At 71.9% G+C, this 26,019-nt stretch carries 13 protein-coding genes; 4 read left to right on the top strand and 9 right to left on the bottom strand.

What is annotated here, in order from left to right; translation table 11 throughout:
* Positions 1–259: 259 nt before the first annotated feature.
* The 7 genes from Aiant_RS25550 to Aiant_RS25520 form a co-directional block, all read right to left on the bottom strand.
* Positions 260–4,048: a non-ribosomal peptide synthetase gene (locus Aiant_RS25550; protein ID WP_189329369.1), complete on the bottom strand. Its 3,789-nt coding sequence runs from the start codon at positions 4,046–4,048 to the stop codon at positions 260–262.
* Positions 4,045–9,039, bottom strand: coding sequence for a non-ribosomal peptide synthetase (locus tag Aiant_RS25545; protein WP_189329368.1), 4,995 nt, complete (start codon positions 9,037–9,039; stop codon positions 4,045–4,047). The genes Aiant_RS25550 and Aiant_RS25545 overlap by 4 nt, the downstream gene beginning before the upstream one ends.
* A gap of 46 nt (positions 9,040–9,085) precedes the next feature.
* Positions 9,086–10,879: an ABC transporter ATP-binding protein gene (locus Aiant_RS25540; RefSeq protein WP_189329367.1), complete on the bottom strand. Its 1,794-nt coding sequence runs from the start codon at positions 10,877–10,879 to the stop codon at positions 9,086–9,088.
* On the bottom strand, positions 10,876–12,678 hold the full coding sequence (locus tag Aiant_RS25535) for an ABC transporter ATP-binding protein (protein ID WP_212846516.1): 1,803 nt from the start codon (positions 12,676–12,678) through the stop codon (positions 10,876–10,878). The genes Aiant_RS25540 and Aiant_RS25535 overlap by 4 nt, the downstream gene beginning before the upstream one ends.
* 110 nt (positions 12,679–12,788) lie before the next feature.
* Entirely contained in the window at positions 12,789–13,016 is a 228-nt protein-coding gene (locus tag Aiant_RS25530; RefSeq protein WP_189329365.1) for an MbtH family protein, read from the bottom strand.
* Entirely contained in the window at positions 13,013–14,779 is a 1,767-nt protein-coding gene (locus tag Aiant_RS25525) for a SidA/IucD/PvdA family monooxygenase (RefSeq protein WP_189329364.1), read from the bottom strand. Before Aiant_RS25525 ends, Aiant_RS25530 begins: the two co-directional genes overlap by 4 nt.
* 35 nt (positions 14,780–14,814) lie before the next feature.
* Positions 14,815–15,789, bottom strand: coding sequence for a fatty acid desaturase family protein (locus tag Aiant_RS25520; RefSeq protein WP_189329363.1), 975 nt, complete (start codon positions 15,787–15,789; stop codon positions 14,815–14,817).
* Positions 15,790–16,125: 336 nt separating this feature from the next.
* On the opposite strand from Aiant_RS25520, the gene Aiant_RS25515 reads away from it, so the two are divergent.
* Positions 16,126–18,333: an iron-containing redox enzyme family protein gene (locus tag Aiant_RS25515; protein ID WP_189329362.1), complete on the top strand. Its 2,208-nt coding sequence runs from the start codon at positions 16,126–16,128 to the stop codon at positions 18,331–18,333.
* A 163-nt stretch (positions 18,334–18,496) separates the two neighbouring features.
* Here Aiant_RS25515 and Aiant_RS25510 read toward each other — a convergent pair whose 3' ends face one another.
* Positions 18,497–19,039, bottom strand: coding sequence for a VOC family protein (locus Aiant_RS25510; protein WP_212846515.1), 543 nt, complete (start codon positions 19,037–19,039; stop codon positions 18,497–18,499).
* Between Aiant_RS25510 and Aiant_RS25505 the strand changes: the two genes are divergently transcribed.
* Together Aiant_RS25505 and Aiant_RS25500 are read left to right on the top strand one after the other, a co-directional pair.
* Positions 19,029–19,190 carry a hypothetical protein gene (locus Aiant_RS25505; RefSeq protein WP_189329361.1) on the top strand — a complete coding sequence of 54 codons (162 nt, stop codon included), beginning with the start codon at positions 19,029–19,031 and terminating at the stop codon, positions 19,188–19,190. The genes Aiant_RS25510 and Aiant_RS25505 overlap by 11 nt on opposite strands.
* A complete protein-coding gene (locus Aiant_RS25500) occupies positions 19,187–19,594 on the top strand; it encodes a nuclear transport factor 2 family protein (RefSeq protein WP_189329360.1) in 408 nt (135 codons plus the stop codon). Before Aiant_RS25505 ends, Aiant_RS25500 begins: the two co-directional genes overlap by 4 nt.
* Before the next feature lie 134 nt (positions 19,595–19,728).
* On the opposite strand, the gene Aiant_RS25495 is transcribed toward Aiant_RS25500, so the two are convergent.
* Complete coding sequence (locus tag Aiant_RS25495; RefSeq protein ID WP_189329359.1) at positions 19,729–20,883, bottom strand: acyl-CoA dehydrogenase family protein; 1,155 nt, start codon at positions 20,881–20,883, stop codon at positions 19,729–19,731.
* A 207-nt stretch (positions 20,884–21,090) separates the two neighbouring features.
* Between Aiant_RS25495 and Aiant_RS25490 the strand changes: the two genes are divergently transcribed.
* Positions 21,091–26,010, top strand: coding sequence for an SCO7613 C-terminal domain-containing membrane protein (locus tag Aiant_RS25490; RefSeq protein ID WP_189329358.1), 4,920 nt, complete (start codon positions 21,091–21,093; stop codon positions 26,008–26,010).
* Positions 26,011–26,019 lie beyond the last annotated feature (9 nt).

Here is a 26,019-nt window from a genome sequence, read left to right as displayed (position 1 = left end):
GCACAACCGGATCCCCGGCTCAACGACATCGTCTCCGTGATCCGAGAGATCGATGCGATCGGCGTCGAACCGGCTCGGTCCTGACGTCGCCACCTCGCCGGGCCCGGCAATTCCCCACCCTCTGCCGATCGGCTCGTTCACGTGCGCCTTCGGCGAGCCCGTTGATTGGTCTGGGCCGCGAGGCCGGGGGTCAACGGCTCGCAGGAATCCCGGCGGCGGTACCTTCCGCGCACCGCCGCCCGCCCGCCGCCCGTCGCGCTCAGATTTCCTCGTAGCCCATCCGCCGGGCGATCGCGGCGCTGATCGCCTCCGCCAGTTGGTCGGCGTGCTCCTGGTCGAAGAGGCTCAGGTGGTTTCCCTTGATCTCGACGGTCGTCACCTCGGCGGCGACGGCGGACCAGCCGCGGTCGCCGTCCATGTAGCCGGCCGGGAACGGCGGCGCGTCGGCGGGCAGCGGGTCGCTCGCGCGCAGGAGGTCCACCTCGGCCGGGTAGTACTCCGGCCGGTAGTCGAGGAACGCCGCGCGGTTGCGTTCGACGGTCTCGGCCAGCTCGGCCTGCGTCGCCGGGGTGGCGTCGGCCCCCTCCAGGCGCAGCACGTCCAGTGCCCGGACCGAAGCCCGGACCCGGGCCGCGTCCTCCGCCGCGGACATGAACGCGGGCGGCGCCCAGGTGTCCAGCAGCAGGGTCGCGGCGACCCGTTCGTTGCGATGCAACCAGCGGCGGGCCATCTCCAGCGCCACGGCGCCGCCCATCGACCAGCCGGCGACCACGACCGGGGCGACGCCGCGTACCGCGTCGACCTCGTCCACGTAGCGGGCCGCGATCTCCTCGATCGACGCCGGCGGAACGTCCGGCGGCGACTGAAGCGCGTACACCGCGAACTCCCGCCCCAGCCGCTTGGCCACCTGGTAGAACGGCAGCACCGAACCGCTCGCGGCGTGCACGAAGACCACCAGCGGCGCGCCCGGGTGCTCGACCAGGCTCACCAGCGGCTCCACGCCCGCTGCGGGTCGCATCGCGCCCAGCGTCGCCGCCAGCGCGCGGACCGTCGGGCCGGTGAACACGTCCAGGACGCTCGGCTTCAGCCCGAACTCGCTCGCGCATTCCTCGATCAGCTTGAAGACCAGCAGCGAATGGCCACCCATGTTGAAGAAGCTCTCGGTGACCGAGACCGAGTCCCGGCGCAGGAGCCGGCAGAAGATCCCGGCCAGCCGCGCCTCCAGCTCGGTCTCGGGTGCGTCGGTGCGGTCAGCTTCCGTGTCGCGGTCCCGGAGGTCGAGCAGCGCGGCCACGTCGATCTCGCCGCTGCTTCTGCGGGGAATCTCCTCCACGACCGTGACGGTTGCCGGCATCAGGTACTCCGGCAGCCGCGCAGCGGCGCCGTCGACGAGTCCTCCCCCGGTCAGCTCACGTTCCCCGTTCGGCACCACGAAGGCGGCGAGGCCGCCGTCCGGCGCCGCGGTCACGACGGCGCGCCACACGCCGTCCTGGTCGGTGAAGGCCGCCTCGATCTCGGCCGGCTCGACGCGCAGGCCGTGGATCCGGACCTGCCGGTCGATCGGGCCGAGGTGCTCCAGCACGCCGTCCTCCCGGCGCCGGCAGAGCTCGCCGGTGCGGAACATGCGGGCGCCGGGGGCAGCGAACGGGTCGGCCACGAACCGGTGCGCGGTCAGCGCCGGCCGCCGGTGGTACCCGCGGGCGAGGCCGATCTCGCCGCCGACGTAGAGCTCGCCGGCCACGCCGATCGGCACCGGCGCCAGCGCCTCGTCCAGTACGTAGAGGGCACGGTCGCCGACCGGCCGACCCTGGTCGGTGACCCGTCCGGTCTCGGCCGGCCCGTAGCCGGCGACGAGGTCGCCCGTGAACCCGGCCACGTCCGGCACCATCGACGGTACGACCGAAAGCGTCGTGACGCCGTGTGCCTCCACATGGTCCGCCAGCCGCCGCGGGTCCCGGTACACCGCCGGCGGCGCCAACGCGACCGTCGCGCCCTGCGACAGCGGCCAGAAGCAGTCCTCGGGCGTCGTCAGGAGCGCCACGTCGCCGGCGCCGAGGGGATGGTCGTGCTTGAGTTGCGCCAGCTCGGCCAGCGCCCCCTCGACCGGGTACGCGATCGCGGCCGGCCGGTCGGTGGCGTGCGCGGCGTAGCGCAGGCACAGCAGGTCGTACCCCGTCGCCTCGACCGGCAGGTCGTCGGCGGGCGCCTCGGCCCACCCGCCGGACTCCGCAAACGAGTGCACCTGCCACGGCCCTGCCGGCACGCGGCCCGCCGTCGACCCGTCAACGATCACCGCAGCCGGGGCGGCATCGTCCAGCAGCGCCCGGAGCCGGTCCTCCTCCGGATCGAGCCTTACGTACGGGGCACCGACCTTAGCCGCGGCAAGCAGCGCGACCGTCTGGTCGACCCCGGGGGAAAGGTACAGCGCCACGACGTTTCCCGGACCGACCCCGGTGTCGCGCAGGAACCACGCCAGCCGGTTGGCCCGGGCGTTCAACTCGGCGTAGCTGAACTGGCCCTCGGCACCGCGCACCGCGATCGCGTCCGGGGCCCGCTGGACCTGCTCCTCGAACGGCTGCGCCAGCGTGCGGTACGCGACGTCCGGCCGGACGTCCCGGTCGGGCCCGTGCAGAACGCGCTCTCGTTCTGCCTGCGACAGCAGCGGCAGCTCGAACGCTCGCGCGTCCGGCCGCTCGGCGGCCGCGGCCAGCAGACCCTCGAGGACACCTGCGTATCGGAGCGCGGTCCCCCGGTCGAACAGGTCGCCCGAGTACAGCATGATGCCGTCGATCGCGTCGCCGTCCGGGTGCATGATCAGGGCCAGGTCTACCGGCATGGCGTTGGTGTTCAGCGCCACACTTTTCGCGGACGCCCGGCCCGAGCCGCCGACCGGATGCTGCAGAGTGACTATGGTCTGGAACACCTGGTGCACCCCGGACAGCCGGGGCAACCCCAGTGCGGCCACCACCCGGGCGTACGGTACGGCCTGATGGTCGTGGGCCTCCAGGAATGCCTCGTGCACCCGGCGGACGACCTCGCGGAACGTCGGGTCACCGGACAAGTCGGTGCGCAGTGGCACCGACCTCACGAAGCAGCCCACCATCGACTCGGCGACCTCGTGGTCCCGGCCGGCCAGCGGGACGCCGACGAGGATGTCCCGCTGCCCCGCCATCCGGGCCAGAAACAGCTTGTACGCGGCCAGGACGACAACGAACAGGGTGACCCCGTCGTCTGCCGCCAGCCGCTGCAGCCGAGTCAGCAACGGACCGGGAATCGTGACCGGCACGGTGGATGCGGCCCGGCTGGCCCGGGCCGGCCGGGGACGGTCCCTCGGCAGGTCCAGCACCGGCAGGTCACCGGTCAAATTCTGGGTCCAGTAGTCCAGGTCGCGCTGGACCCTCGCCTCGTCGGTGTTCTCGCGTTCCCAGGCCACGTAGTCGAGGAAGCCAACCGGCGGGGGCGGGTCGAGTGTCCGGCCGGCCAGCAACGCGTCCAGCTCCCGGACGACCTGCTCCCGGGAGATTCCGTCGGCGACCAGGTGGTGGAAGTTGGTCGCCAGCATGGTGCGCTCGCCGGGCAACGCGAATCCGATGATCGTGAAGAAGCACGGCTCGTCGAGCGGGATCGGACGCTGGGCGGCCTGGCTGCTGATCTCGGTGGCGCGCGCCGCCGCCTCGTCCGCCGGCAGGTGCCGCAGGTCGTGCCAGGTCACTGGCGGCTCGATCAGGCCGCAGTCCTGCTGCATCGGGACACCGTCGCGCTCGAACATCCGCACTCGCAGGATGTCGTGCCGGGCCATCAGCTCCGCCGTGGCGGCGCGCAGTGTCGCATGGTCCAGCGCCCGCTCCAGGACCTGCAGGTCCGGAATGCTGTACTCGCTGCTGTCCGGGTACTGCCGGCAGGTGAACCAGATCCCCGCCTGCGGCGGGTTGAGCGGAACAGCGGTCCCCGGCGGCACCGGGGTGATGCGCGGCACTTCGACCGCGGTGGCCCGCTCGCGCAGCAACTTCATGAGCAGCCGCTGCTTGTTCGCGTCCAACGTGGTCATCGGCTTACCTCTCCCGTATCGCCGAGCCGCTCGGCGACGTCGTCGTCGGACATCGTGGCCACCTCGGCGGCCAACGCCGTCTCCAGGCACCCGGCCACGCCTGCGATCGTCGGTGCGTCGAAGAACTGCCGGACGGTGATTGATATCCCGAACCGGGTCTTGATCCGGTGCAGCATCTGCAGGGCCGACAGTGAGGTGCCGCCGACGGAGAAGAAGTTCTGGTTGCGACCGACCTGGTTGACCTGCAGCAGGTCGCACCACACCTCGGCGACTTCCGCCTCGATCGCCGAGGTGACCTCCGAGACACCGGTCCGAGCCTCCCGGTCCCGGATGGTGGGAACGGGCAGCGCCTGCCGGTCCACCTTGCCGGACGGGGTCAGCGGCAGGGCATCCAGCTTCACGTACACCGCCGGCAGCAGATACTGGGACAGGTATCCGCCCAGGTACTCGGCGACCTCGGGGATGAAGGCGTCCGGCCCGACCACATAGGCCACGATCTCCTTGACGCCGGGCTCGTCCTCCCGGATCGCCACCACGGCCCGCTCGACCGCCGGGTGGCTCTCCAGCACCGCCTCGATCTCGCCGGGCTCCACCCGTACGCCCCTGACCTTGGCCTGGTTGTCCGCCCGGCCGGCGTAGTGCAGCAGGCCGTCGTCGTCCAGGCTGGCGAGGTCACCGGTACGGTACAGCCGCTCCCCCGGCACCACCGGGCAGGGGTGCGGCAGGAACCGTTGCGCCGTCAGCTCCGGCTGTCCGAGGTAGCCGCGGGCCAGGCCGTCCACGCCGGCGACGTACAGCTCGCCGACCACGCCCGGCGGGATCGGCCGGAGCGCTTCGTCCAGCACGTACAGCCGGTAGCCGTTGACCGCACGGCCCATCGGGACGCCGCCGCCGGCCGGCCAGGAGCGCCCGGTCCAGAGCGCGACCTCCGAGGTCTCCGTCTGGCCGTACGCGTTGTGCAGGTCGAGATCGAAGTGGGCGACGAACCGCTCCAGAAGCGCCGCCGGCACCGCCTCGCCGGAGGTCTGCACGCAGCCGAGGTCCGGGTACTTGGTGGCCGGAACGGTGGCCAGGTACATGTCCAGCATCGACGGTACGAAGTGGGCCAGCACCGTGCCCGGCTCGGCGAGCAGCTCGGCCAGGTACGGCACGTCCGTCTCCGAGCCCGCCTCGGCCAGCTCGATGGTGGCGCCGGCGGCGAGCGTCGCGAAGATCTCCCAGATCGCGACGTCGAAGATCAACGGCGTCTTGTGCACGACTCGCCGGCCGGGCTCGAGCTCGTACCGCCGGGCGATCCACTCCACTCGGGACGCCGCGCAGCCGTGGTCGATGACGACGCCCTTGGGCCGGCCCGTGGACCCGGACGTGTAGTAGACGAAGGCCGTGTTCCGCGGGTGGATCCGACGGTGACTCCGGTCCGGCGCGGCCGCGTCGACGACCGGCGCGGCCGCGTCGACGATCGGCAGGCCCTCCAGCCCGGCCGGCGGCGGCCCCGTGGCGATCACCGCCGCCATCTCGCAGTCGGCGGCTATCCAGCGCAGGCGGTCGGCCGGGTAGCCGGCATCCAGCGGTACGAAGCCGGCACCCGCGCGGAGTACCCCGAGAAGCGCCACGATCGACTCCACCGAGCGCGGGACGCACACCCCGACCAGGGACTCCGGCCCGATGCCGGCGGCCGCCAGCGCGGTCGCCACCGCCTCGGCGCGGGCGTCCAGGTCGGCGTAGCTGACCGAGCTCGTCCACGCCTGCACGGCCACCGCGTCCGGGTCCCGGGCCAGCGCGGCATGGAAACCGTCGTGCAGCAGCGTCCGGGCGGCGCCGCGGTCCTCGTGGCCGGCGTTGATCGCGGCCAGCTGGGCGGTGGCCGAGGCGGCCGGCATCAGCGGCAGCTCGGCCAGCTGGGCCGACGGGTCCGCCAGTGCCGATTCGAGGAGCGTCAGCAAGGCTTCCTGCCAGCGGCCGGCGGACGGGCGGTCGAAGCGGCGGGTGGCGTACTCCACCTCGCCGACCAGCGTCCCGCCGCCCAGCCGCATCGTGCAGGTCAGCGCGACCTTGGCGGTACCGGAGTGGATCAGCTGCTCGGTGATCTGAAGGCCGTCGATCTCGCCGCCGCCGTCCATCGGGGTGGACTCGAAGACGAACATGGTCTGGAAGACGGGGTTGTCGGCCCCGCCGGGGGACATACCGCCGACCATCTCCACGAACGGCAGGTCCTGCCGGGACAGCGCCTCGGCCAGCGCCGCGTCGGTGCGCTCCACCAGGTCCCGGAAGCGCATGCCGGGGGTGAATCGCATCCGCAGCGGCACGGTGTTGACCAGGTAGCCGATCAGGTCCTCGGTACCGGGCCGGACCCGGCCGGCCATCGGGACCCCGACCACCACGTCGTCGGCGCCGCCGGTCATCCGGTGCAGCGTGCCGAGGAAACCGGCCAGCAACACGCCGAACGGAGTAGATCCATGAGCGCGGGCCACCCGCTCCACCGCGGCCAGGCCGACGCCGGCGAGCTCGAGCGGTATCGAGAACCCGTCCTGCCCCTCCGCCCCGGTCGGCCGGCCGGGTTCCAGCACCGGCGGGTCGCCGGCGAGCTGCTCCTCCCAGTACCGCCGTTGCTCGGCCGCCTCCTCCGAGCCCAGCCAGCGCTCCTGCCAGGCCACGTAGTCGGCGAACCGCACGGACGGCGTAGGCAGCGGGCGGTCCTGGTACAGCGCGGCGAACTCTCGCCAGAACACTCCCAGCGACCATGCGTCAAAGACGCTGTGGTGCACATCGAGCAACCACAGGTGCTGCTCGTCGTCGACCCGGTAGCAGCAGGACCGCACCAGCGGTCCGGCGGACAGGTCGAACGGCCGGGCCGCCTCGGCCTCGGCCAGGCGCGCCGCGGCCGCCCGGTCGGCGACGGATCTCACCTCGGTACGGACCGGCTCTGGCGGCTGGAGCCGGGACCAGACACGGCCGTCCCGTTCCGCGAGGGTGGTCCGCAACGCCTCGTGCCGCTCCACCAGCGCGGTGAGCGCGGCATCCATCCGCTCGATGTCGAGCGGTCCGGAAATCCAGTATCCGAGGGGTACGGCGTAGGTCGCGACACCCTGCTGCAGCCGGTCCAGGTACCACAGCGCTGCCTGGCCGCGCGAGGCCGGCCGCCATTCGTCGTGCTCGCCGGACGCCGCGACGACTCCGCCGCCGGTGTCTCGCCGGCTGGTCCCCTTGACCAGCGCGGCGAGGGCGGTCACGGTCGGGGCGGAGCGCAGCTCGTTGAACGACAGAGCCGCACCGGTGGCCCGGGCGATGCCGCTGAGCAGTTGCAGACCGCGCAGGGAGTCGCCGCCGGCCGCGAAGAAGTCCTCGTCGGCGCCGGCCGGCCGGCCCAGCACGTCGGCGACGAGTCGCGCGACGACGCCTTCCACACCGGAGGACGTGGCCGCGTCGGGCTCGCCCGCGCCGTCCAAGGGGAGGTCGGCGGGTGGTGGCGGCGGCAGCTCGGACGGCAGCACCTTTCTGTTCAGCGGGGACCGCGGAATCCGGTCCAGCCAGACGATGGTCCGCGGGAGCATGACGGCGGGCAGCCGGTCGGCCAGTTCGGCGCGGAGCGCCGCATCCGCGGCCGGCGTGTGTTCCCCCTCGACATATGCGATCAGCCGGGCGCCGGAGACCGGGTCGTCGGCCGCGACCACGACGGCGTCGCGGACGCCGGCACAGGCCCGCACCGCGTTCTCCACCTGGCCGGGCTCGACCCGGAACCCGCGAATCTTGACCTGGCGGTCGGACCGGCCGAGGAACTGCAGGTTCCCGTCCGGCATCCGGTTGGCCCGGTCACCGGTCCGGTACATCCGGGTGCCGGGCGGCCCGAACGGGTCCGGCCAGAACCGGTCGGCGGTGGTGGACGGCGCACCCAGATAGCCGCGGGCCAGCCCGAAGCCGGCGATCCACACGTCCCCCGGTTCCCCGTCGGCCACCGGCGCCAGCTCGTCGTCGAGCAGGTGCACGGTCACCCCGGGCAGTGGCCGGCCGATCGGCACGAGTCCCACGTCGGGCAGGTTCGCCGGGTCCGGCCGGTAGGTGGTGCAGCTGATCGTGGTCTCGGTGGGCCCGTAGTCGGCGACGAAGTCCACGGGTCGCGAGCCGACAGCCTCCATCCAGAGGGCGAGCCGGTCCATCCGCAGCTTGTCCCCGCCGACGAACACGGTGCGCAGGCTGTCGGGCAGCGACACGATCCCGGCGACGAGGTCGTCCGCCCACTGGTGCCAGTAGTTGCTGGGGAGGCTCACCATGGTCGCCCCGCGGGCCTTCATCACGTCGGTCAGCTCGACGCTCGTCGGACGGGGCGTATCCGGCAGCACGACCGCGGCGCCGGCCAGCCACGCCGGCAGCACCTCCTCCAGCGAGGCGTCGATGTGCATCGAGGTGAACTGCAGGAACCGGTCGGACGACCGCAGGCCCAGCTCCGCCCGAATCGCGGCGGCGTGTTCGGCCAGGCTGGCATGCGAGACCCCGACGGCCTTCGGCCGGCCGGTCGAGCCGGAGGTGAAGGCACAGTACGCGAGATTGCCGGGCCACAGCGCCGGCCGGGCACCGGTCGGGCCCGGTTCGGCCGAGCCGGCCGGTTCGTCCAGGAGGTCGGCCAGGTCGACCACCGAGAACCCGGCACCGTCGAACGTTCTCTCCGGTCCACCGCGGAGCACCAGCTCGACCTCGGCGTCGGCAAGCATCCCCGCCACCAGCCCGGCGGGCAGCGCGGCGTCCAGCGGAACGTAGACGCCACCGGCCTTCCACACCGCGAGCACCGTCACCAGCCAGCGGGCGGACTGTTCGACGGCGACCCCGACCCGGACCTCCGGCCGCACACCGCGCACAGCGAGCCGGTCGGCCAGCTCGCCGGCCCGCTCGTCGAGCTGGCGGAAGCTCAGGACACCGTCACCGGACATGATCGCGGGCGCGTCCGGGGTGCGCGCCGCCTGGGCCTCGATCAACTGATGTACGCAGAGATCGGACATCGATCGCCTACCTCCTTCCGTGCTGTACAGATGAAATGCGTCGGGGTCAGGCGACCGTGCCGGCGGCCGTGGAACGCCGCCAGCTGTCGTACAAGCCGGTGTAGACACCGCCCGCCGCGAGCAGCTCGTCGTGCCGGCCGCGTTCCACCAGCCGGCCGCCGTCGAGCACGATCACCTCGTCGGCCCGTTCGGCGGTGGCCAGCCGGTGTGCGACGGTCAACGACGTGCGGCCCGCGGTGAGCCGGCGCAACGCCTCGATGAGCGTCAGCTCGATCCGCGGGTCCACGGCCGAGGTCGCCTCGTCGAGGATCAGGCAGGCCGGGTCGGCCAGGTGTGCGCGGGCCAGCGCGACCAGCTGCCGCTCGCCGGCGGACAGGCTCTCGCCGCGCTGCCCGACCGGGGTGTCCAGGCCGCGCGGCAGGCCGGCGAGAAACGCTCCCGCACCCAGATCGTGGAAGGCCCGCTCGACGTCGGCACGGGTGGCGGACGGTCGCCCGTACCGGACGTTCTCCTCGACCGTGGTGTCGAAGAGGAACGGTTCCTGCGGCACGACCACCACGCGCGAGCGCAGCGACTCGGTCGCGATTTCCCGTGTGTCCACGCCGCCGATCAGGATGTGGCCGCGGTCAGGGTCGGCCAGCCGGGCGATCAGCTTCGTCAGCGTCGTCTTGCCCGATCCGGTGGCGCCGACCAGCACGACCTGGCGACCGGCCGGCACCTCGAACGACACGTCGGTCAGGGCCGTGCCGGCGTTCGGGTAGCCGAAGGTGACATTCTGTACGACCACCGCCGGCGGGCTGGCCGGCAGCTGCCGGCCGTCGACCGGCTCGGTGACGTCCTCGACGATGTCCAGCAGTGCCAGCACCCGTCGCCAGCCGGCCACGGCATTCTGCGTGAAGTCGATGACCTGGGTGAACTGCCCCACCGGCCCCAGGAACAGGGTCACCAGCAGGAGGAACGCGACCAGATCGCCGGCGGTGTGCCCGGTCGACGGGCCGATCGCCAGGCCCACCGCGACGACGCCGACCACCACGATCGCGGCGAACAGCTCGGCGAGGGAGAACAGCACGCTGCCCAGATAACCGGCGCGGGCCTTCGCGTCCCGCCAGCGGTGGATGGTCGCCGTGGTCCGCCGCAGGCTCGGCTTCGTGATGCCGTAGGCGCGGATGACGGCCGCGCCCTGGATCGTCTCCGAGGTCACCGTGAGCAGATCGGCGACGCGGCCCCGGACCGCGGAGTGCGCGGGCCCGAGGCGCCCGGTCAGCACGTGGATGAGGACGACCATCGGCACGATCAGCGCAACCGTGACCAGCGTCAGCCAGACGTCGTAGTACAGCATGCCGATGAGGGCAGCCAGCATGGCGGCGCCGTTCACCACCCAGGCGATGCCGCCCCACTGCAGGAACTGGCTGAGGGTCCCGACGTCGGAGGTCACCCGGGACACCAGCTTCCCGCGCGTCTCGGCCGAGTGGTACGCCACGCTGAGCCGGTGCACGTGGCCGAAGGCGCGGATCCGCAGCCCGCACAGTGCGCGCTCGCTGGCGATCGCAAGGCGCAGCAGGCTCACCCAGTTGACCACGGCGGTGCCCACCACCGCCACGCCCGCCAGCGCGCCCAGGCGAACCAGGTGGCCGACGTCGATGTGTCCGGTGCTGAGTCCCCGGTCGAGGAGTTGCTGGACGAGGACCGGTATGGCCAGCCGGCCGAACCCGCCGACCAGTGCGAGGACGAGCGTCAGGGCCAGGCCGTCGCGGATCTCCGGGATGGCGGCGAAGCCGCGCCGAAGCACCGCGGGCGTCGACCCGGCAACACCGTCGGGGTCGACCGCGAACGCACTCATGCCACTACCTGCTCTCGCTGGAATCCCCGGATCAGCCGGTCGTAGTCGTCGATCCGGAGCAAGTCCCCATGGGCGCCGACACCGGCCACGCGGCCGCCGTCGAGGTACACGACCGCGTCGGCCCGGGCCAGCGTCGCGGCGCTGGTGGTGACGACGATCGTGGTGGTGGATGGCAGGCTGGTGGCCAGCCCGCTCATGATCTCCTGCCGGGTGGTCGCGTCGACCGCGGACGTGGCCTCGTCCAGCAACAGCACCCGGGGCCGACGGACCAGGGCCCGGGCCAGCGCGAGGCGTTGTCGTTCGCCGCCGGACAGCCTCGCCCCACGCTCGCCGACCCGAGTCGCCAACCCGTCCGGCTGGCGCTCGACGATGGCGGTGGCCCGGGCGAGGCGGAGCGCCTCGTCCAGCCGCTCCCGGTCAGCGTCCGCGGGTGCTTCCGACGGGGTGTCGTCGAAGTCGAGTCGGACGTTCTGGGCCAGCGTGCCGGCGAACAGGAACGGCTCCTGGAAAACCGCCGCACAGGCCGCCGCCCGGTCGGCTGCGGCGACCCGGTACAGGTCGACCCCGTTCAGCAGCACCGTGCCGCCGGTCGGGGGCAGCAGGCCGGCCAGCGTCAGCAGCAGCGTGCTCTTACCCGACCCGGTGCTCCCGGTGATCGCGACGGTCGCACCGGCCGGGACGTCGAAGCTCACATCGGAAAGGACCGCCGGGCCGTCCGGGTAGGCGAAGCCGAGACCGCGGACGCTGAGGCCGAGCGGACCGTTCGGCAGCGGTTGCGGATCCACCACATCCGGCGGTGGCGTCTCGCCGAGCACCTTCTGAACCCGGTCGTATCCCGCCAGCACGTGCGGCACGTGGGCCAGCACGTTGCCGATCACGCTCAGAGGCACCGCCAGCAGGGCGAACAGGTTGACGAAGCTGACCAGTTGGCCGACCGTGATCGCGCCACTGTTCACCCGCCACGCCCCGACCACCAGGATGACCAGCGACGTGACGGCCGGGATCAGATCGAACAGCTCGTTCATCAGCCATTCCCGACCGGCCAGCTTGATGTTCGCATCGCGGAGCCGGGCCGATTCGGCGCCGAACCTGTCCTGCTCGGCACGGTCCCGGCCGAGCGTCTTCACCAGGAACGCGCCGTCGAAACTCTCGTGGGCGACTGCGGTCACCCGCCCCAGCTGCTGCTGGGCCTCCACGGCGAGCCCTTCGACCCGTTTCTGGTACACGGAGTTGACCAGCAACAGCGCCGGGATCGAGGCACCGCCGATCACTGCCAGGATCGGGTCCACCGCCAGCATCCAGCCGGCGGTGACCAGGAACATCAGGAACATGCCGAGCACCTGCGGCATGCGGGCCGGCAGGTCCGCGGCCGCCTCCGGATCGGTGGTCACGTGCGCCAGCTTCTCGCCGGTCGGGTGGGCCTGATGGTAGGCAATCGGCAGCGCGTCGTACCGCTCGACCACGGCCTCGCGCAGGGTGGCATCGAACCGGGCCCGGGTCGCGGTGGCGGTCCATCGCAGGATCAGCCCTGCCGTGCCCTTGACCACGCCGATCGCGAGCACGACCAGGACCACGGCGAGGACGGTGCCGGTGGCCACCTGGCCGCCCTCGAACCTCGGTATCACCACGTGGTTGACCAGCTCGCCGAGCGCGACGGACCAGACGGTCAGTCCCGCTCCGTACAGCATCGCGGCGGCCAGCCCCCAGCTCATCGGACCCGGATGGGCGCGGAAGGCGGCGAGCAGCAACGTGCCCGACCGGCGCAGGAGTTTGGGCCGTGCGGCTGGTTCCTGATCCACTATCGCCACTTCCTCATCATTCGCTGTCGTCATTGCTGCTCAGCGGTACGAGTGGAGACCGACCCGGTGGGATGGAGGAGCTGACCGGAGACCCGGACGCGTACTCGGGCTCAGCCACTGTGCGTCCCTTGCTCCTCAGCGGAGGCGCTCATGGCGGCCCGCAGGCTGGCCGGGCGCATGTCCGTCCACAACTCGCCGATGCGCGCGAGACAGTCGTCCCGGGACGCCGGCTCGCCGACCGGCTCCCACCCGGCCGGTACCGGCCGACCCGACCGCCAGATCGAGTACTGCTCCTCGTGGTTGCGGACAATCACGTACATCTCGTCGGTGTCGGTCATGACTGCCTCTCGCTCTCGGCCGGGACCGCACGCGGCTCCGATGACAGGGGGAACCGGCTGGAAAGGGTCTCGATCTCGATCTCGATCCGGACCGAACCCCCGGTGGGTGCGGCCGTCCCGGAATCCGCCGGGTCAACGGGAGCAAGATGCGCCACCAGCCGGTCCCGGTCGGTCACCACCCGGGCGCATCCGCGAACGTCGATCACCATCGAGTCCCCGTCCGGCTGGAATATCACCAGCACCTTGGCGCCGTCCGGCAGCTGCGGATCGGTCCGGTCGAGCACCCCGAAGAGGACGCCGTTGCGACCACGGTCGCGATCCAGCACCAGCGGCAGCCGGGTCGCCACCGGGAACTCCCCCGCACCGGTGCTCACCAGCGTTCCGGAGCCGCATCGCTCGATCAGCTCCACCAGCGTCGCGGCGGCCGGCCCGGCGTCGTGCCCCGCCGGCGGGAACGCGCGAGCCAGCGAACCACCGTCCTTGGCGATGGCTGTGATGATCTGCTTGGACCGGAAGGGCAGCAGCGACAACAGCGTGTCGCCGAGCCCGTGCGTCGCCTCGGCGAAGCCCTGCACGTACAGGCCACAGGTCAGCTCGTCGGTCGTGCGCACGCGGTGTTCACGGGAAACCGCCAGTCGGCCGTCGGCGTCGGTGTCCAGGTAGGGAAGAACGTCGCGGTACATCACCGAGTCCAGTTCGCGCCGGTACCCGGTGGCCAGCACCAGGCCGTCAACTCGGAGCACACGGCTCCCGCCGCCGAAGCGGGCGTCGACCCCGATCCGGATGCCCGTGCCGTCGGCCCCGGCCTCCACCCCGGTCAGCCGGGAGCCGTCGTGCACCACGAGGCGGGTGCGGCCGCGGACCTCGTCGGCGTAGACCAGCCGGTACAGCTCGTCGAGAAAACTCGCCTCCACCACGCCGTAGTTGGTGGTTCGCAGGCCGGCGAAGTAGTCGCGCCGGTTCGCCTCGTTGCGGGAGTAGAAGTCGGCGGCGTTGGCCTCGAAGAACTGCTCGTTCGCGAACGGGTTGTTGTCGGTGGCACGCAGCGAGTACCCCGGCAGGATCAGGTGCACGCGGGCGTTGCGGTACCGATCCAGCAGGTAGTGGGTGATCTCGCCGGCGCTTTGCCCGTCGCCGGCGACCGCGAACTCCCACTCGCGGTCGTGGTCGGTGAACGTCTCGGGGACCGTTGGCAGGAACGCGCTGGAGTGCACCACGGTCGGGCCGAGCGTCACTCCCTCCGGCACGCGGGGTACGCCGCCGAGCGCGTGCACGATGTTGCGGGCGTGGTACTCGACGACGCCGCCGGTCGCGGTGTCGGTCGCGGTCACCCGGAACAGCGACAGCGTGCCGTCATCGTCGCGGACCGCGGTCACCTCGCGGACCGCGGAGCGGTAGCGCACCACGTCGGCGAACTGTGCGGCGACCCACCTCAGGTAGTCCTGGAACTCCAGGCGGGTCGGCCGGAACTCGGCGAGGTTCACGAACCTCTCCAGCCGGCCCTTGGCCTTCTCGTACTGGAGGAAGGTGAATGGGCTGGTCAGGTTCCGCAGGGACACCAGGTCCTTGAGGAAGGAGATCTGCATCCGGGCGCCGTCGATGAGCATGCCCTCGTGCCAGCGCGTGTCGCCGGAGCGCTCCAGGAACAGGCAGCTGCGATCCGGCGCGATCTCCTGGGCAGCGATCGCGAGTGCGATGTTCGACGGTCCGAAGCCCAGCCCCATCACGTCGTACGGATCATCCGGCGTGCCGAGATTCCGCACCTACCGCTCCCCTCCTCGACGTCTGCCCGGCTGGTTCATTGGGTGGCTCGGGTCGCTGAGGAGCGTTGGGCGATCCGGTCAATGCGACCGGTGTCCAGGAAGCCGACCACGGGTGGCACCGTGGACACGACACGACCGGCCTCGTCGAGCCGCTCCTGATACTGCGACGCGACCTCGGGAAGCCGGGTCCAGTGCGTCGTGGGGCGCAGATGGTGTTCCTGGTGGTACCCGTCGTTGAAGGTCAGCCGGTTGTACAGCCGGCTGTAGTAGCTCACGGAGTTCGCGTACCGGCTGTCCGGCTCCGCCCCGAAGTGCCGGTAGTAGTTCTGGACGTTGACCCAGGTGAACGCGGCCGCTACCGCCGGCAGGTAGCACAGCAGCAGCCACTGCCACGAGAGGACGGCGAGCAGCACGATGAAACTCAGGTGTGCCAAGCGGTCATAGCGGACCTGGGCGAGCTCGGCCGCGCGCCGGTCCGGATGCCGGGCGGCCCACCCAAGCAACGTGGTCTCCGCCGGGCCGACGCCGCACAACCGGCGCAAGGACGCCCAGGTGCCCACGAACTCCCGGGCCGAGGCGGCGAGGCTGAAGGCCAGGTACCGCCAGAGCGGGGCGTGGTCGTCGTCCCGGCTGTATCGGTACGTGGAGCTGAGGTCGGCGGTGACCCCGTCGCGCTTGCGGTCGTTGTTGTACCGGTGGTGGTTGCGGACGTGACTCAACTGGTACGCCTGTACCGACTGCGCGATGTTCGCCGAGTTCATCAACGACACGAGCGCGTTCAGCCGTTGGTCGGTGAACCAGGGCTGGTGCACGAACATGTGGTTAACGATGAGCACCGAGTAGGTGATCATGGCGGTGACCAGGATCGCCGAGCCGAGCCGCGGCCACAGCCCGTCCGGCGTCAGCACGGCCAGCGCAATCGTCCCTGCGAACTGCACGATGCAAATCCCGAGCAGGATGGCGTCGACCGGGCTGTTGCGCCATATCCGTCCGGGCTCGCGGTCGATCATCTCACCGTCCCCTTTCCCGAGTCCTCTTCGACGTCGACGAAGCCCGGGCACGCCTGCCGGCTGACCTCGGCGGGCCCGACCCGTGAGGCGGTTCGACCCGGGTGAATGCCGCTCGTCGCTCATGAACTCTGACCGACCGTACGCAGCTCCGGCTGTCCAGCGCAGTCACGTGAACCGGCGACGCGGCGCCCGGCCCGCTTCGCGGACCATGGGCGCGGGCGGGGGGCTGTTTTACGGGACACAGTCCCCCACTGGCCCGGCGTTAGATTTCTTGGCAGGAGGTTCGGCCGGCTTCTTGCCGCAATGCCGTGCACCATTCCCCGCTGTGCGAGGGCGGTGGCTCGCGGTGGTCCTTCTGCGTGCGAGTGCCAGGTTTTCGACGTAGGAAGAGGAAGAAGCGCGATGCGTCCATCTACCCGAGGTTCTGATCAGGCGGTGGACGACCCGACGGCGCTGCCGATCCAGACGGTGTTCGCCCGCGCGTGTGACCCCGAGAGCACGCCACTGCCCGACACCCTGCGGGACGCGATCGTTGCGGAGTTGGACCGCGGCTGCGCCGACGATCGCGGTTCGCGGGTCCCGCCGGCCGACCTCGGGCCGTCGGTCGCCGCCTGGGCCGCCACGCAACGCTTGCGCTTCGAGGCACTGTTCGCCGCGGCGGAACGCGAGGGCCGCGCCGACGTGCTCGTCCGCCGGGCGGTCCTCGCGTGTGCTCCCTTGGCCTCGCTGTCCGGTGCCTGGCTGCAGTGGATGAGCGAGCCGGGCAACGCCGAGGAAGCAGTCACCATGCGGGTGCTCTCCCTGTTCGCGGGCGACGTCGGCGCCGGGCATCCGCGGGCGTCCCGAGGCAGCGTCTACCTCTCTCTCATGCAACACCTCCGGGTGGCCGTGCATGCGCATCCGGCGAGCCAGCTGGCGCAGGACCGCCGAATCGCCGACCAGTCCTTCTACCTACCGGCCGTCGCGTTGACGATGAGCCGGCGCCCGGACGCATACCGGGGCGAGATCATTGGACTTGACCTTTGCCTGCGTGAGGTCGGCCTGCTCCCGCCGCTCGACGGTGTTCAGACCCGGCTTCCGCACGCGATCGGATGGGACGCGCTGGATCCGAGCCGCGCGCGCACGCCGGACGGGCCGCCGCCGGTCGAGGATGCTCGGGCCGTGGCGGCCGCGTTCGTCGAATTAGCCGGTGCGGCCGGCGCGACCGCGGTCGAGCGCGGCTTCGCCTGGGCGTTCGGCGCGCTGCGACGGTGGTGCGACGAGGTGGCCGAGGAGCTGGACGCCGCTCGCGACCCGGGTTTCGAGATGGCGGAGCTGGTGCGGTCCCGGGCCAGGGAGGCGTCCGTCTATCACGACCGGTTCAACGTGCAGGGCCGGCCGCTGCAGGAGTGGCTCTCCGAGGCGCGCACCGACCCGATCCCGTTCCTGACCGCGCTGGCGAACAGCCGCCTCATCCGGCCGGGCAATTCCGACGCCAGCCGCCTGACCGGCACGCTCGTGTCGGAGAAGGGCCGGATGTTCCGGATATTCCCGGACAACGAACTGGACACGATCAAGCGATGGATCGACGCGCTGCCGGCGGATCCCGCACAGCGGGCAGGGTGGCGACCGCCCGCCCATCAGCCCCGGCGGATCACGCTCCGGCCGGCCTCGGAAAGCTCCCACGATGACGGCGACGCTCCCGCGGACATCCGGCAGGCATACATCCGTCTGTTGCGGCGCACGATCACACCGGCGACCCGCCGGTATGCCCTGCGATACGTGGAGAAGCGGCTCGCCAGATCCCGCCAGGGCATGGAGTCGTCCGCCCAGTCACTGCCGGACGAGCACCCGGTGGACGGTCTGCGGTCGTGGCTGCTCGACCAGCACGACCTCCACAACAGGGAGTTCCACAACGGCCTGGGCGATCCCTTGCCGGACCGCGCCGAATTGATCGACTCGAGCGTGCAACTGGCGCCGCTCACCCTGATCGACGGTGCCTGGCTGACCGGCTACACCGACTATCAGCTCGCCTCCACCGAGCGCGGGCACTTCCTGTTCGACACCTACTGGGACGAGCTCGGCAACAGCGACCTGAGCCTGAACCATCCGCTGATCTACCGTGCCGTGTTGCGGGAGATGGGCATCGACCTCCCACCGACTCGCTCGCCGGAGTTCGCGACCTGGTCCGGGTTCCGGGACCAGTCGTTCGATACTCCGGTCTACTGGCTGGCGATCGGCCGGTTTCCGCGCACGTTCGAGCCGGAGATTCTCGGCCTGAACCTGGCGATGGAGCTGTCAGGGGTCGGCGGCAACTATCGCCGCGGCCGGCAGACGCTCCAGAAGCACGGCTTCAGTACCGCGTTCGTCGACATCCACAACACCATCGACAACGTCGCGACCGGCCACTCCGCCTGGGCGGCCGACGCCATCGACGGATACCTGGCCGAGCAGGCGCCGACGGCTAGCGCCGACGCATGGGACCGGATCCGGGCCGGATACCGATCGCTGAACGCACCATCCGGACTCCTGGCAGGCAACGGGGCCCGCCAAGCCGAAACCTGAGCGACGGTCGCACGTCTGAGCCGTCTGCGACAGCCGCCTCGATCATGCTGACCGCCGTCGGCTCGGGCCCACTCGTCTGTGTTGCCGAGCAGTTGACGCCAGGCCGAAGCGGTGCGGTGTCCCCGCACAACGCTCCGCACCGCTTACCGATCCGTTGGTCGCCCTACGGCCAGGCGAGACAGAAGGTGTGGCCGGCCGGATCCGCGTAGACCCGGAACCCCTTCCGTGCGGCCGGATCATCGACCGCCTTCAACAGCCGCCCGCCCAACTTGAGCGTCTTCTCGTGCGCGGCCTCGAGGTCCTCGAGGTAGAAGTCGAGGTGGACCTGCTGTGACGGTCCGCCTTCGGGCCACACGGGTGGCACATGATCGGGCACGAGCTGGACCGCCAGGTGCCAGTCGCCGTCGACCCAGACGTTGTGCCAGCCGTCCTTCGCCTCGACGGAGCCGTCCAGGAGTCCCGCCCAGAATGCGCTCTCCGCCTCGATATCGGCCGCCTCGAAAACGATCGTCCGACGCTTGAAATTCACAAGGCCACACCCTTTCTGGCTGATTTGTACGTCCATCCGCCTGATGTCGAATTCCGCCCGCTCATTCTCGCCGCTCCGGCGGCAGCGTGATGGCCCCCTGTTCAGGTGACTGCGCCGGTCCGGCCGACGTTGCCTACGTTCGACCGGACGCTCGTGGAGGTGAATCGTGACCAGCACCGGCCACACCCCGGTTCGGGTCGCCGGCGGCCGCCGCACCCACAAGATCGGCTACACGAAGCACATCCTGTTCACGGACCGGAGCTTCGGTCTCCACGTCTTCGACATCGGATCACGCACCGACCACCGCACCCGCCAGGAGCCCGCATGAGCACCACCGTTCAGCCGCCCGACGAGCAGGTGACCACGGACCTGCACGCCATCGAGCAACGCCGGCAACGAGCGCTCGTCGACGTGGATCTGGAGACACTCGATGACCTCTTCGACGACACGCTCGTACACACCCACGCGCACGGCATCACCCACACCAAGACGCAGTTGCTGGAGCACACCGCCAACCGCCGGCCCTACCTCCGCATCACCCGCGGCGAGCTCACCATCCGGCTCATCGGCGACGTCGCGGTCATGACCGGCCCGCTCACCAACCTGATACGAACACCCGACGGCGGTCAACGCACCCTCGCCGGCGTGGCCACCCAGGTCCTGCGCCGCGACAACCACCGCGGCTGGCGGTTCGTCAGCTTCCAGATGACGCCCTACAGCGAGCAGACCTGACCCGAGCTGCCCTCAGGGCCAACGCCGCCGCCTGACCTTCAGCTGTCCACATCGGATCAACGTGGACGGACACAGAAAGTGGCCGGGCGCGCACGCCCGGCCACAAAATATCTGAGCTGCTCAAACAGCCGCTTTCAGCCCTTCAGAAGCTGCCGCGCCATCACGATCCGCTGCACCTGGTTGGTGCCCTCGTAGATCTGGGTGATCTTCGCGTCCCGCATCATCCGCTCGACCGGGTAGTCGCGGGTGTACCCGTACCCACCCAGGATCTGCACCGCGTCCGTGGTGATCTCCATGGCCACGTCCGAGGCGAAACACTTCGCGGCCGCGCCGAAGTAGGTCAGGTCCGCGTCGCCGCGCTCGCTCTTGCCGGCCGCGGCATAGGTGAGCTGCCGGGCCGCCTCCAGCTTCATGCCCATGTCGGCGAGCATGAACTGCAAGCCCTGGAACTCGGCGATCGACTTGCCGAACTGCTTACGGTCCTTCGCGTACTGCAGGGCGAAGTCCAGCGCGCCCTGCGCGATCCCGATCGCCTGCGCCGCGATCGTCACCCGGGTGTGGTCCAGGGTCTTCATCGCCGTGGCGAACCCGGTGCCCTCCGCGCCGATCATCCGGTCCGCCGGGATCCGCACGTTGTCGAAGTACACCTCGCGGGTCGGCGACCCCTTGATCCCCAGCTTCTTCTCCGGCGCCCCGAAGCTCACGCCCGGGTCGGACTTCTCCACCACGAACGCCGAGATGCCCCGCGACCGCGCGGCCGGGTCGGTGACCGCGAACACCGTGTAGAACTCCGACACCCCGGCGTTGGTGATCCACCGCTTCACGCCGTTGAGGACCCAGAAGTCGCCGTCACGCACGGCCCGGGTGGTCATCGACGCGGCGTCGGAACCGGCCTCCGGCTCGGACAGGCAGTAGGAGAACATCCCCTCGCCGGCCGCCACCTTCGACAGGTACTTCTGCTTGAGCTCCTCGGAGGCCGACAGGATCAGCGGCAGCGAGCCGAGCTTGTTGACCGCCGGGATCAGCGACGACGAGGCACAGGCCCGCGCCACCTCCTCGATCACGATGGCGGTGGCCAGGGCGTCCGCGCCGGCCCCGCCGTACTCGACCGGGATGTGCGGTGCGTGGAAGTCGGAGGAGCGCAACGCGTCGTACGACGCCTTGGGGAACTCCCCGGTCTCGTCGGCCTCGGCGGCATTCGGAGCCACCCGGGCGTCACAGACCTCGCGCACCGCGGCGCGGATGGTCTCGTGATCCTCCGGCAGCCGGTAGACATCGAAATCAGTCATGCTCGCCTTAACCTTCCCTCAGCAACGGACCCGGCCGCAATGTTACTGGCGCGTAGCGTGCCGTGGGCAAGGGAACCGGCTCTGTGCCGAATATCGCTGCCGGGTTCGGGGTCGTTTCAGTAGCTCTCCACCCGCTTGAGACTGTTCTAATGGTGTCGCAACCGGGCATGCTCTAACTACGGAGCGAAGCGCTGGCGAGGAGGTCCCGTGGCCAAGGCTGACGAGCCCGACTATCAGGACGAACTGGCTCGGATCGACGCCTCGATCGCGGCGCTCAAGGTGCAGGACATGGACGCCGCCGCCACCCGCACCAAGATCGCCAGCAAGATCCAGGCCGCTCAGTTCCAGCGCGACATCCTGGCGCACGCGCAGAAGCAGAAGGCGGGGAAAACCCGCCGGCCGCGACCGGACACCGGTGACTACCCGCCACCGCCGCCACCCGGCACCCGTGCGACCGGCCCGGAGGAGCCGCCACCGCCCCCGCCGCGGACCGGCCCGCCCCGCCGTCCGGCCACCCCGCCCGGCGGCGAGCGCCGCCCGCCCCGCGAGCCGCTCGCGCCGATGGAGCACCCGCCGGAGGCGTCCACCCAGTCCGTGCAGAACCTGCTGCTCGGCCTCGGCGCGCTGCTGATCGGCGTGGCCGCCGTGGTCTTCGCCGGGGTGGCGTTCTCCAACCCGGTCGCCCGGGCCGTGATCCTGGCCCTGTTCACCGCGATCGCGCTGACCGTCGCGCCCGGCGTGGCCCGCCGCACGCTGACCTCGACCGCCGAGACGATCGCCGCGATCGGCCTGATCCTGCTGCCGATGACGCTGTACACGCTGCACGGCAGCGCGCTGGCCGGCGGGCCGGACGTGGCCACCCCGCTCTATCTGGGGATCACCTTCGCGGTCGCCGCGATCGCCAGCTTCGTCTACGCCGGCGCCACCCGCCTGGCCATCCCGCGGTACGCCACGGTGATCTTCACCCAGCCGGTGGCGCCCCTGCTGGCGTACCCGTTGATCGAGAGCCCGGCCGGCTGGGGCATGGCGCTGACCGTGGTGGCCGTCCTCGACCTGCTGCTGCTCACCCGGGTGATCCGCCGGGGCCGGCTGGTGCCGCGCTGGCCGCTGGGCCGGCCGACCACCGCCGACCGGCTCCCCGAGTCCGGGACGGAGGCCCGCCCGGATAGCGCCACCCGGCCGGAGTCCCTGCCGGAGGAGCCGGACCTGGTCATCCCCGGCCTCCAGCCGAAACGCCGCCGCTGGATCCCGACCCGGATCTTCCCCGGCCCGCGGCCGGAGGGCGCCGAGGCGGCCGGGTCCGTCCCACTCGCCCCGCCGGCCGTCCCACCGTCCGCGAACTGGCTGCGCGAGCTGACCTTCGCCCTGCTCTGCCTCGCCTCGGCGGCCGCCCTGTTCTTCTCCTCGGTGGCCCTGCTCCAGGCGCAAGCGGTGCCGGACGCGCTGCGCTCCGGCCTGATCCTGATCGCCGCGGCGGGCACCGTGGTGGCCGCCGCCCAGCTGCTCGACCACCCGCTGGCCCGGCACATCGCCGGCGGCGTGCTCACCCTCGCGGTGATCGGCGCGGCGGCCCGGGTGGCCGCGGTGATCGACCCCCGCTGGACACTGGTGATCGCGGCCGCCGCGGTGGCGCTCACCGGCGCCGTGGTCGGCCTGCTCCCGGCGAACGTGCGCAGCGGCCCGCAGTATGCCTCCACCGCCGCCCTGGGCCTGATCGGCCTGCTGGTGGCGCTCGACGCGATCCGCGCCGCGATCGCCCCGGTGGCCGCGGCCCGCCCGATCTGGCACGCCGACGCCGCCGAGTACACCCGGACGATGGCCGAGGCGGTCGGCCCGGCCGGCTGGCTGCTCGCGTTCAGCGCGCTGCTGGTGACGATCGCCGCGGCCCTCGCGCTGCCGGCATCCATCCGGCACGAGGGCGCCGTGATCGGCATCGCGATGACCGCCCTGGCGCTGCCCGTCTCGCTCGGGCTGAACTGGTCCGAGGCCCCCTGGCCGCTGGTGCTGGCGTCGATCGGGCTGGGCGGGGCCGGCCTCTGGGCCAGCACCCACCGGATCGCGATCACGCACGTCGCCGCGGCCGGCGTGGTCGGCCTGTTCGGGGCCGGTGCCGCGCTCGCCGCCACCTGGCTGACCGCCGCGGTGCTGACCGCGCTGGCCGGCGCCGGCGTGATGGTGACCATCGCGGCCCGGCAGATCCCGGTCCGGTTGTTCGCCTGGGTGGTCGGGGACTGGGCTTCCGGAGCGGCCGCGCTGGCCATCCCGGGCGCCGCGGTGACCGCCGCCCTGGCCATCTCGGACACCGGGCAGGGTCCGCCGCCCACCGCCGCGGCCACCGTCCCGGCGCTGGCCGCCGGGTTCCTCGCGGTGGCCGGCACGCTCAGCTACGCCGCGGTGTTCCAGGTGGCCCGCCGGGAGATCAGCTTCCCGCTGACCGTGGGCACCGGCGTCGGCGCGCTCGCGATGGCGGCGGCCGCGCTGTTCGCGCCCGGCCGGACGATTCCCGACGTGTGTGTCGGCGCGCTGCTGCTCGGCGCGGCGGTGCTGCTGTTCCTCGCCAAGACGATCGACAACCGGGGTCGTACCGATCGGGACCTGGACGGCCCGGACCTGGCCGCCGCGGCCGCCACCGTGGCGATCTGCGGCGCGCTGGCGCGGGTCGCCGCGCTCGCCTTCCCGAACGCTCCGCTGGCCGTGGCCGGCGTGGTCGTGCTGCTGGTCGGCATGGGCGTGACCGTGCTGATGGACGACTGGAAACGCGGTCCGTCCCGCGGCCTGGCGATCGCCACGCTGGTGGTCGCCGGGCTGGCCGGCTGGCAGGCGGTCGGCGGCAGTCTGCGGATCCTGTCCGCGCCCGGCCCGCTGTGGGACTTCGACGTCGACACCTTCGTCACCAACCCGCCGGCGGGCGCCTGGCAGGCCCCGTTCGCGCTGGTCATGGTCGCCATCACGGCCGCCATCGCGCTGCCCAAGCCATGGTCGCACTACGCCTCCGGGATCTGCGCCGCGCTGGCCGCGATGGGCACCCCCTGGGCGCTCGGCCTGCCCTGGTGGTCCCCGCTGCTGATCGGCGCCGCGGTGGCCACCGCGTACGCGATGGCCGCCCTGGCCACCACCGACCCGCACGCGGCCCGGGCCCGTGCCACGGTCGCCGGCGTGGTCTTGCTGCACGCCGCCGCGGTCGGCCTGGCCCGCCCCTGGTCGACCGGGATGGCCCTGCTCACCGTGGTGCTGCTCGGCTCGCTGGTCGCGGTCACCGCCCGGATCCCCCAGGTCCGCGACGCGGAATACGGCCTGCTCCCCGACCACCGGGCCCAGATCGGCGGGGCCGCCACCGGGGCCGTGCTGCTCGCCCTGCCCGGCGTGTTCGCCGCGTTCGCCGCCGACCGGAGCCCCGACGCCCAGGTGGTGCTGACCGCTGCGCTGGCCGGTTCGGCCCTCGGGCTGGCGCTGCTCGCCCTGTTCGGCCGGCACGTCCCGCAATACCTGCCCTGGGCCACCATCGGCCTGGTGCTCGGCTCGACGGTGACCGCACTGGTGTCGGTCGGGACGGACTACCCGACGGCGCTCTACGCGGCGGCTGCCGCCCTGCTCGGCGTGCTCGCCGAGATGCTGCGCGGCGCCGTCCCGATGCCGCTGCGGCCGTCGGTGGTCGACGAGTTCCCGGCCGGCGACATCCGCTACCACCGGGCCCGCCGGTTCCGTGGCGGCGGTCTGTACCAGCGCTGGCTCCAGGACCCGGCCACCGGCGCGGTGATGCTCGCCCTGCTGCCCACCGTGCTGGCGCTCTTCTCGCTCGCCCCGGCCCTGCGCGCGGCGCTGCTCGACCCGATGAAACAGCTCAGCGCCATCTGGCAGGGCCCGGTCCCGGCACTGGTCACCCCGGACGCGGGGAACGTCGACGCGACCAGCGCCCTGGCCGCGGTGCTGCTCACCGGCGCGGCCGCGTTGGCCGCGCTCGGCTTCGGCGGCCGCCCGGCCGAGACCGTCCCGGTGATCCTGCCCGGGGTGGCGCTCACCCTGCTGATCACCCCGATCGCGCTGCACGCCGGCTTCCCGGCGGCGACCGGCGCGGCGCTGGTGGTCTTCACCATCTCGATGCTCGGCCTGGCGCTCACCCTGCCACCCGCCGCGAGCCGGGCGCCGCTGCTGCGCGGCACCCGCACCGTGGTGTTCGTGATCGGCCTGCTCGCCGGTGGCGCCGGGCTGGCCGGCAGTCTGGCCACCGACGAGCTGACGCTGTTCACGCTGGGCAGCGCGGTCGGTGTCGGCCTGGTCGGCGCCATCGCCGGACGCACCTCGACGGCCCGCCTGCTCGGCTGGTTGTTCGCCGCGCTGATGGGCCAGATGTTCGTGCTGGCCGGCGCGATGGCACTGGGCCTGGACCGGCACTGGGCGGCATTCGGGGTGCTCGCCGTGGGCGCCGGGTTGCTCGCCCTGGAGGCGCTGCTCCCCCGCCTCGGCCTGGCGCAGTACCGCGCCGAGGCGGTCACCGTGGAGTGGAGCGGTTACGCCTCGGCCGCGATCGCCGGCGCGCTCGCCTTCGACTCACCGGCGCACCTGGCCGCGCTGCTGGCCGCCTGGGGCGCCGTGCTCGGCCTGACCGCGTCCCGCCCGGACCGCACGCCGAGCCAGCGCCGCTTCATGTTCTGGCTGGCGGTGGGCTTCGAGATCGTCGGCTGGTGGCTGTTCATCGCGCTCGCCGAGGTGGCGCTGCCGGAGGCGTACACGCTGCCGTTCGCGGCCCTGGCCCTCGCGGTCGGGATCGTCGAGGCGCACCACCGCCCCGAGCTGAGCAGCTGGGCGGCGTACGGCCCGGCCCTGCTGGCCGCGTTCGTCCCGACCATCGGCATCGTCCTGGCCGGCGGCGACCAGGACATCCGGGCGCTGCTCCTGCTGCTCGGCGGCGTGGCCACCCTGATCATCGGCTCCCGCACCCGCCAGCAGGCCCCGGTCGTGATCGGCACCCTCGCCACCGTGGTCGCGGCCCTGAAGTTCGTCTTCAGCCTGGGCGGCCCGTGGGTGACGCTGGTCCCGGTCGGCGTGATCCTGATCTTCCTGGGCGCGACCAGCGAGAGCCGCCGCCGCACCCAGGAACTCCGCACCCGCGTCTCCCAGATGCGCTGACCGGCGAGG

Source organism: Actinoplanes ianthinogenes, from assembly GCF_018324205.1.
Taxonomy (GTDB): Bacteria; Actinomycetota; Actinomycetes; order Mycobacteriales; family Micromonosporaceae; genus Actinoplanes; species Actinoplanes ianthinogenes.
The sequence above is the reverse complement of the archived record's forward strand: the minus strand, read 5'-3'. Positions and strand labels throughout refer to the sequence as shown.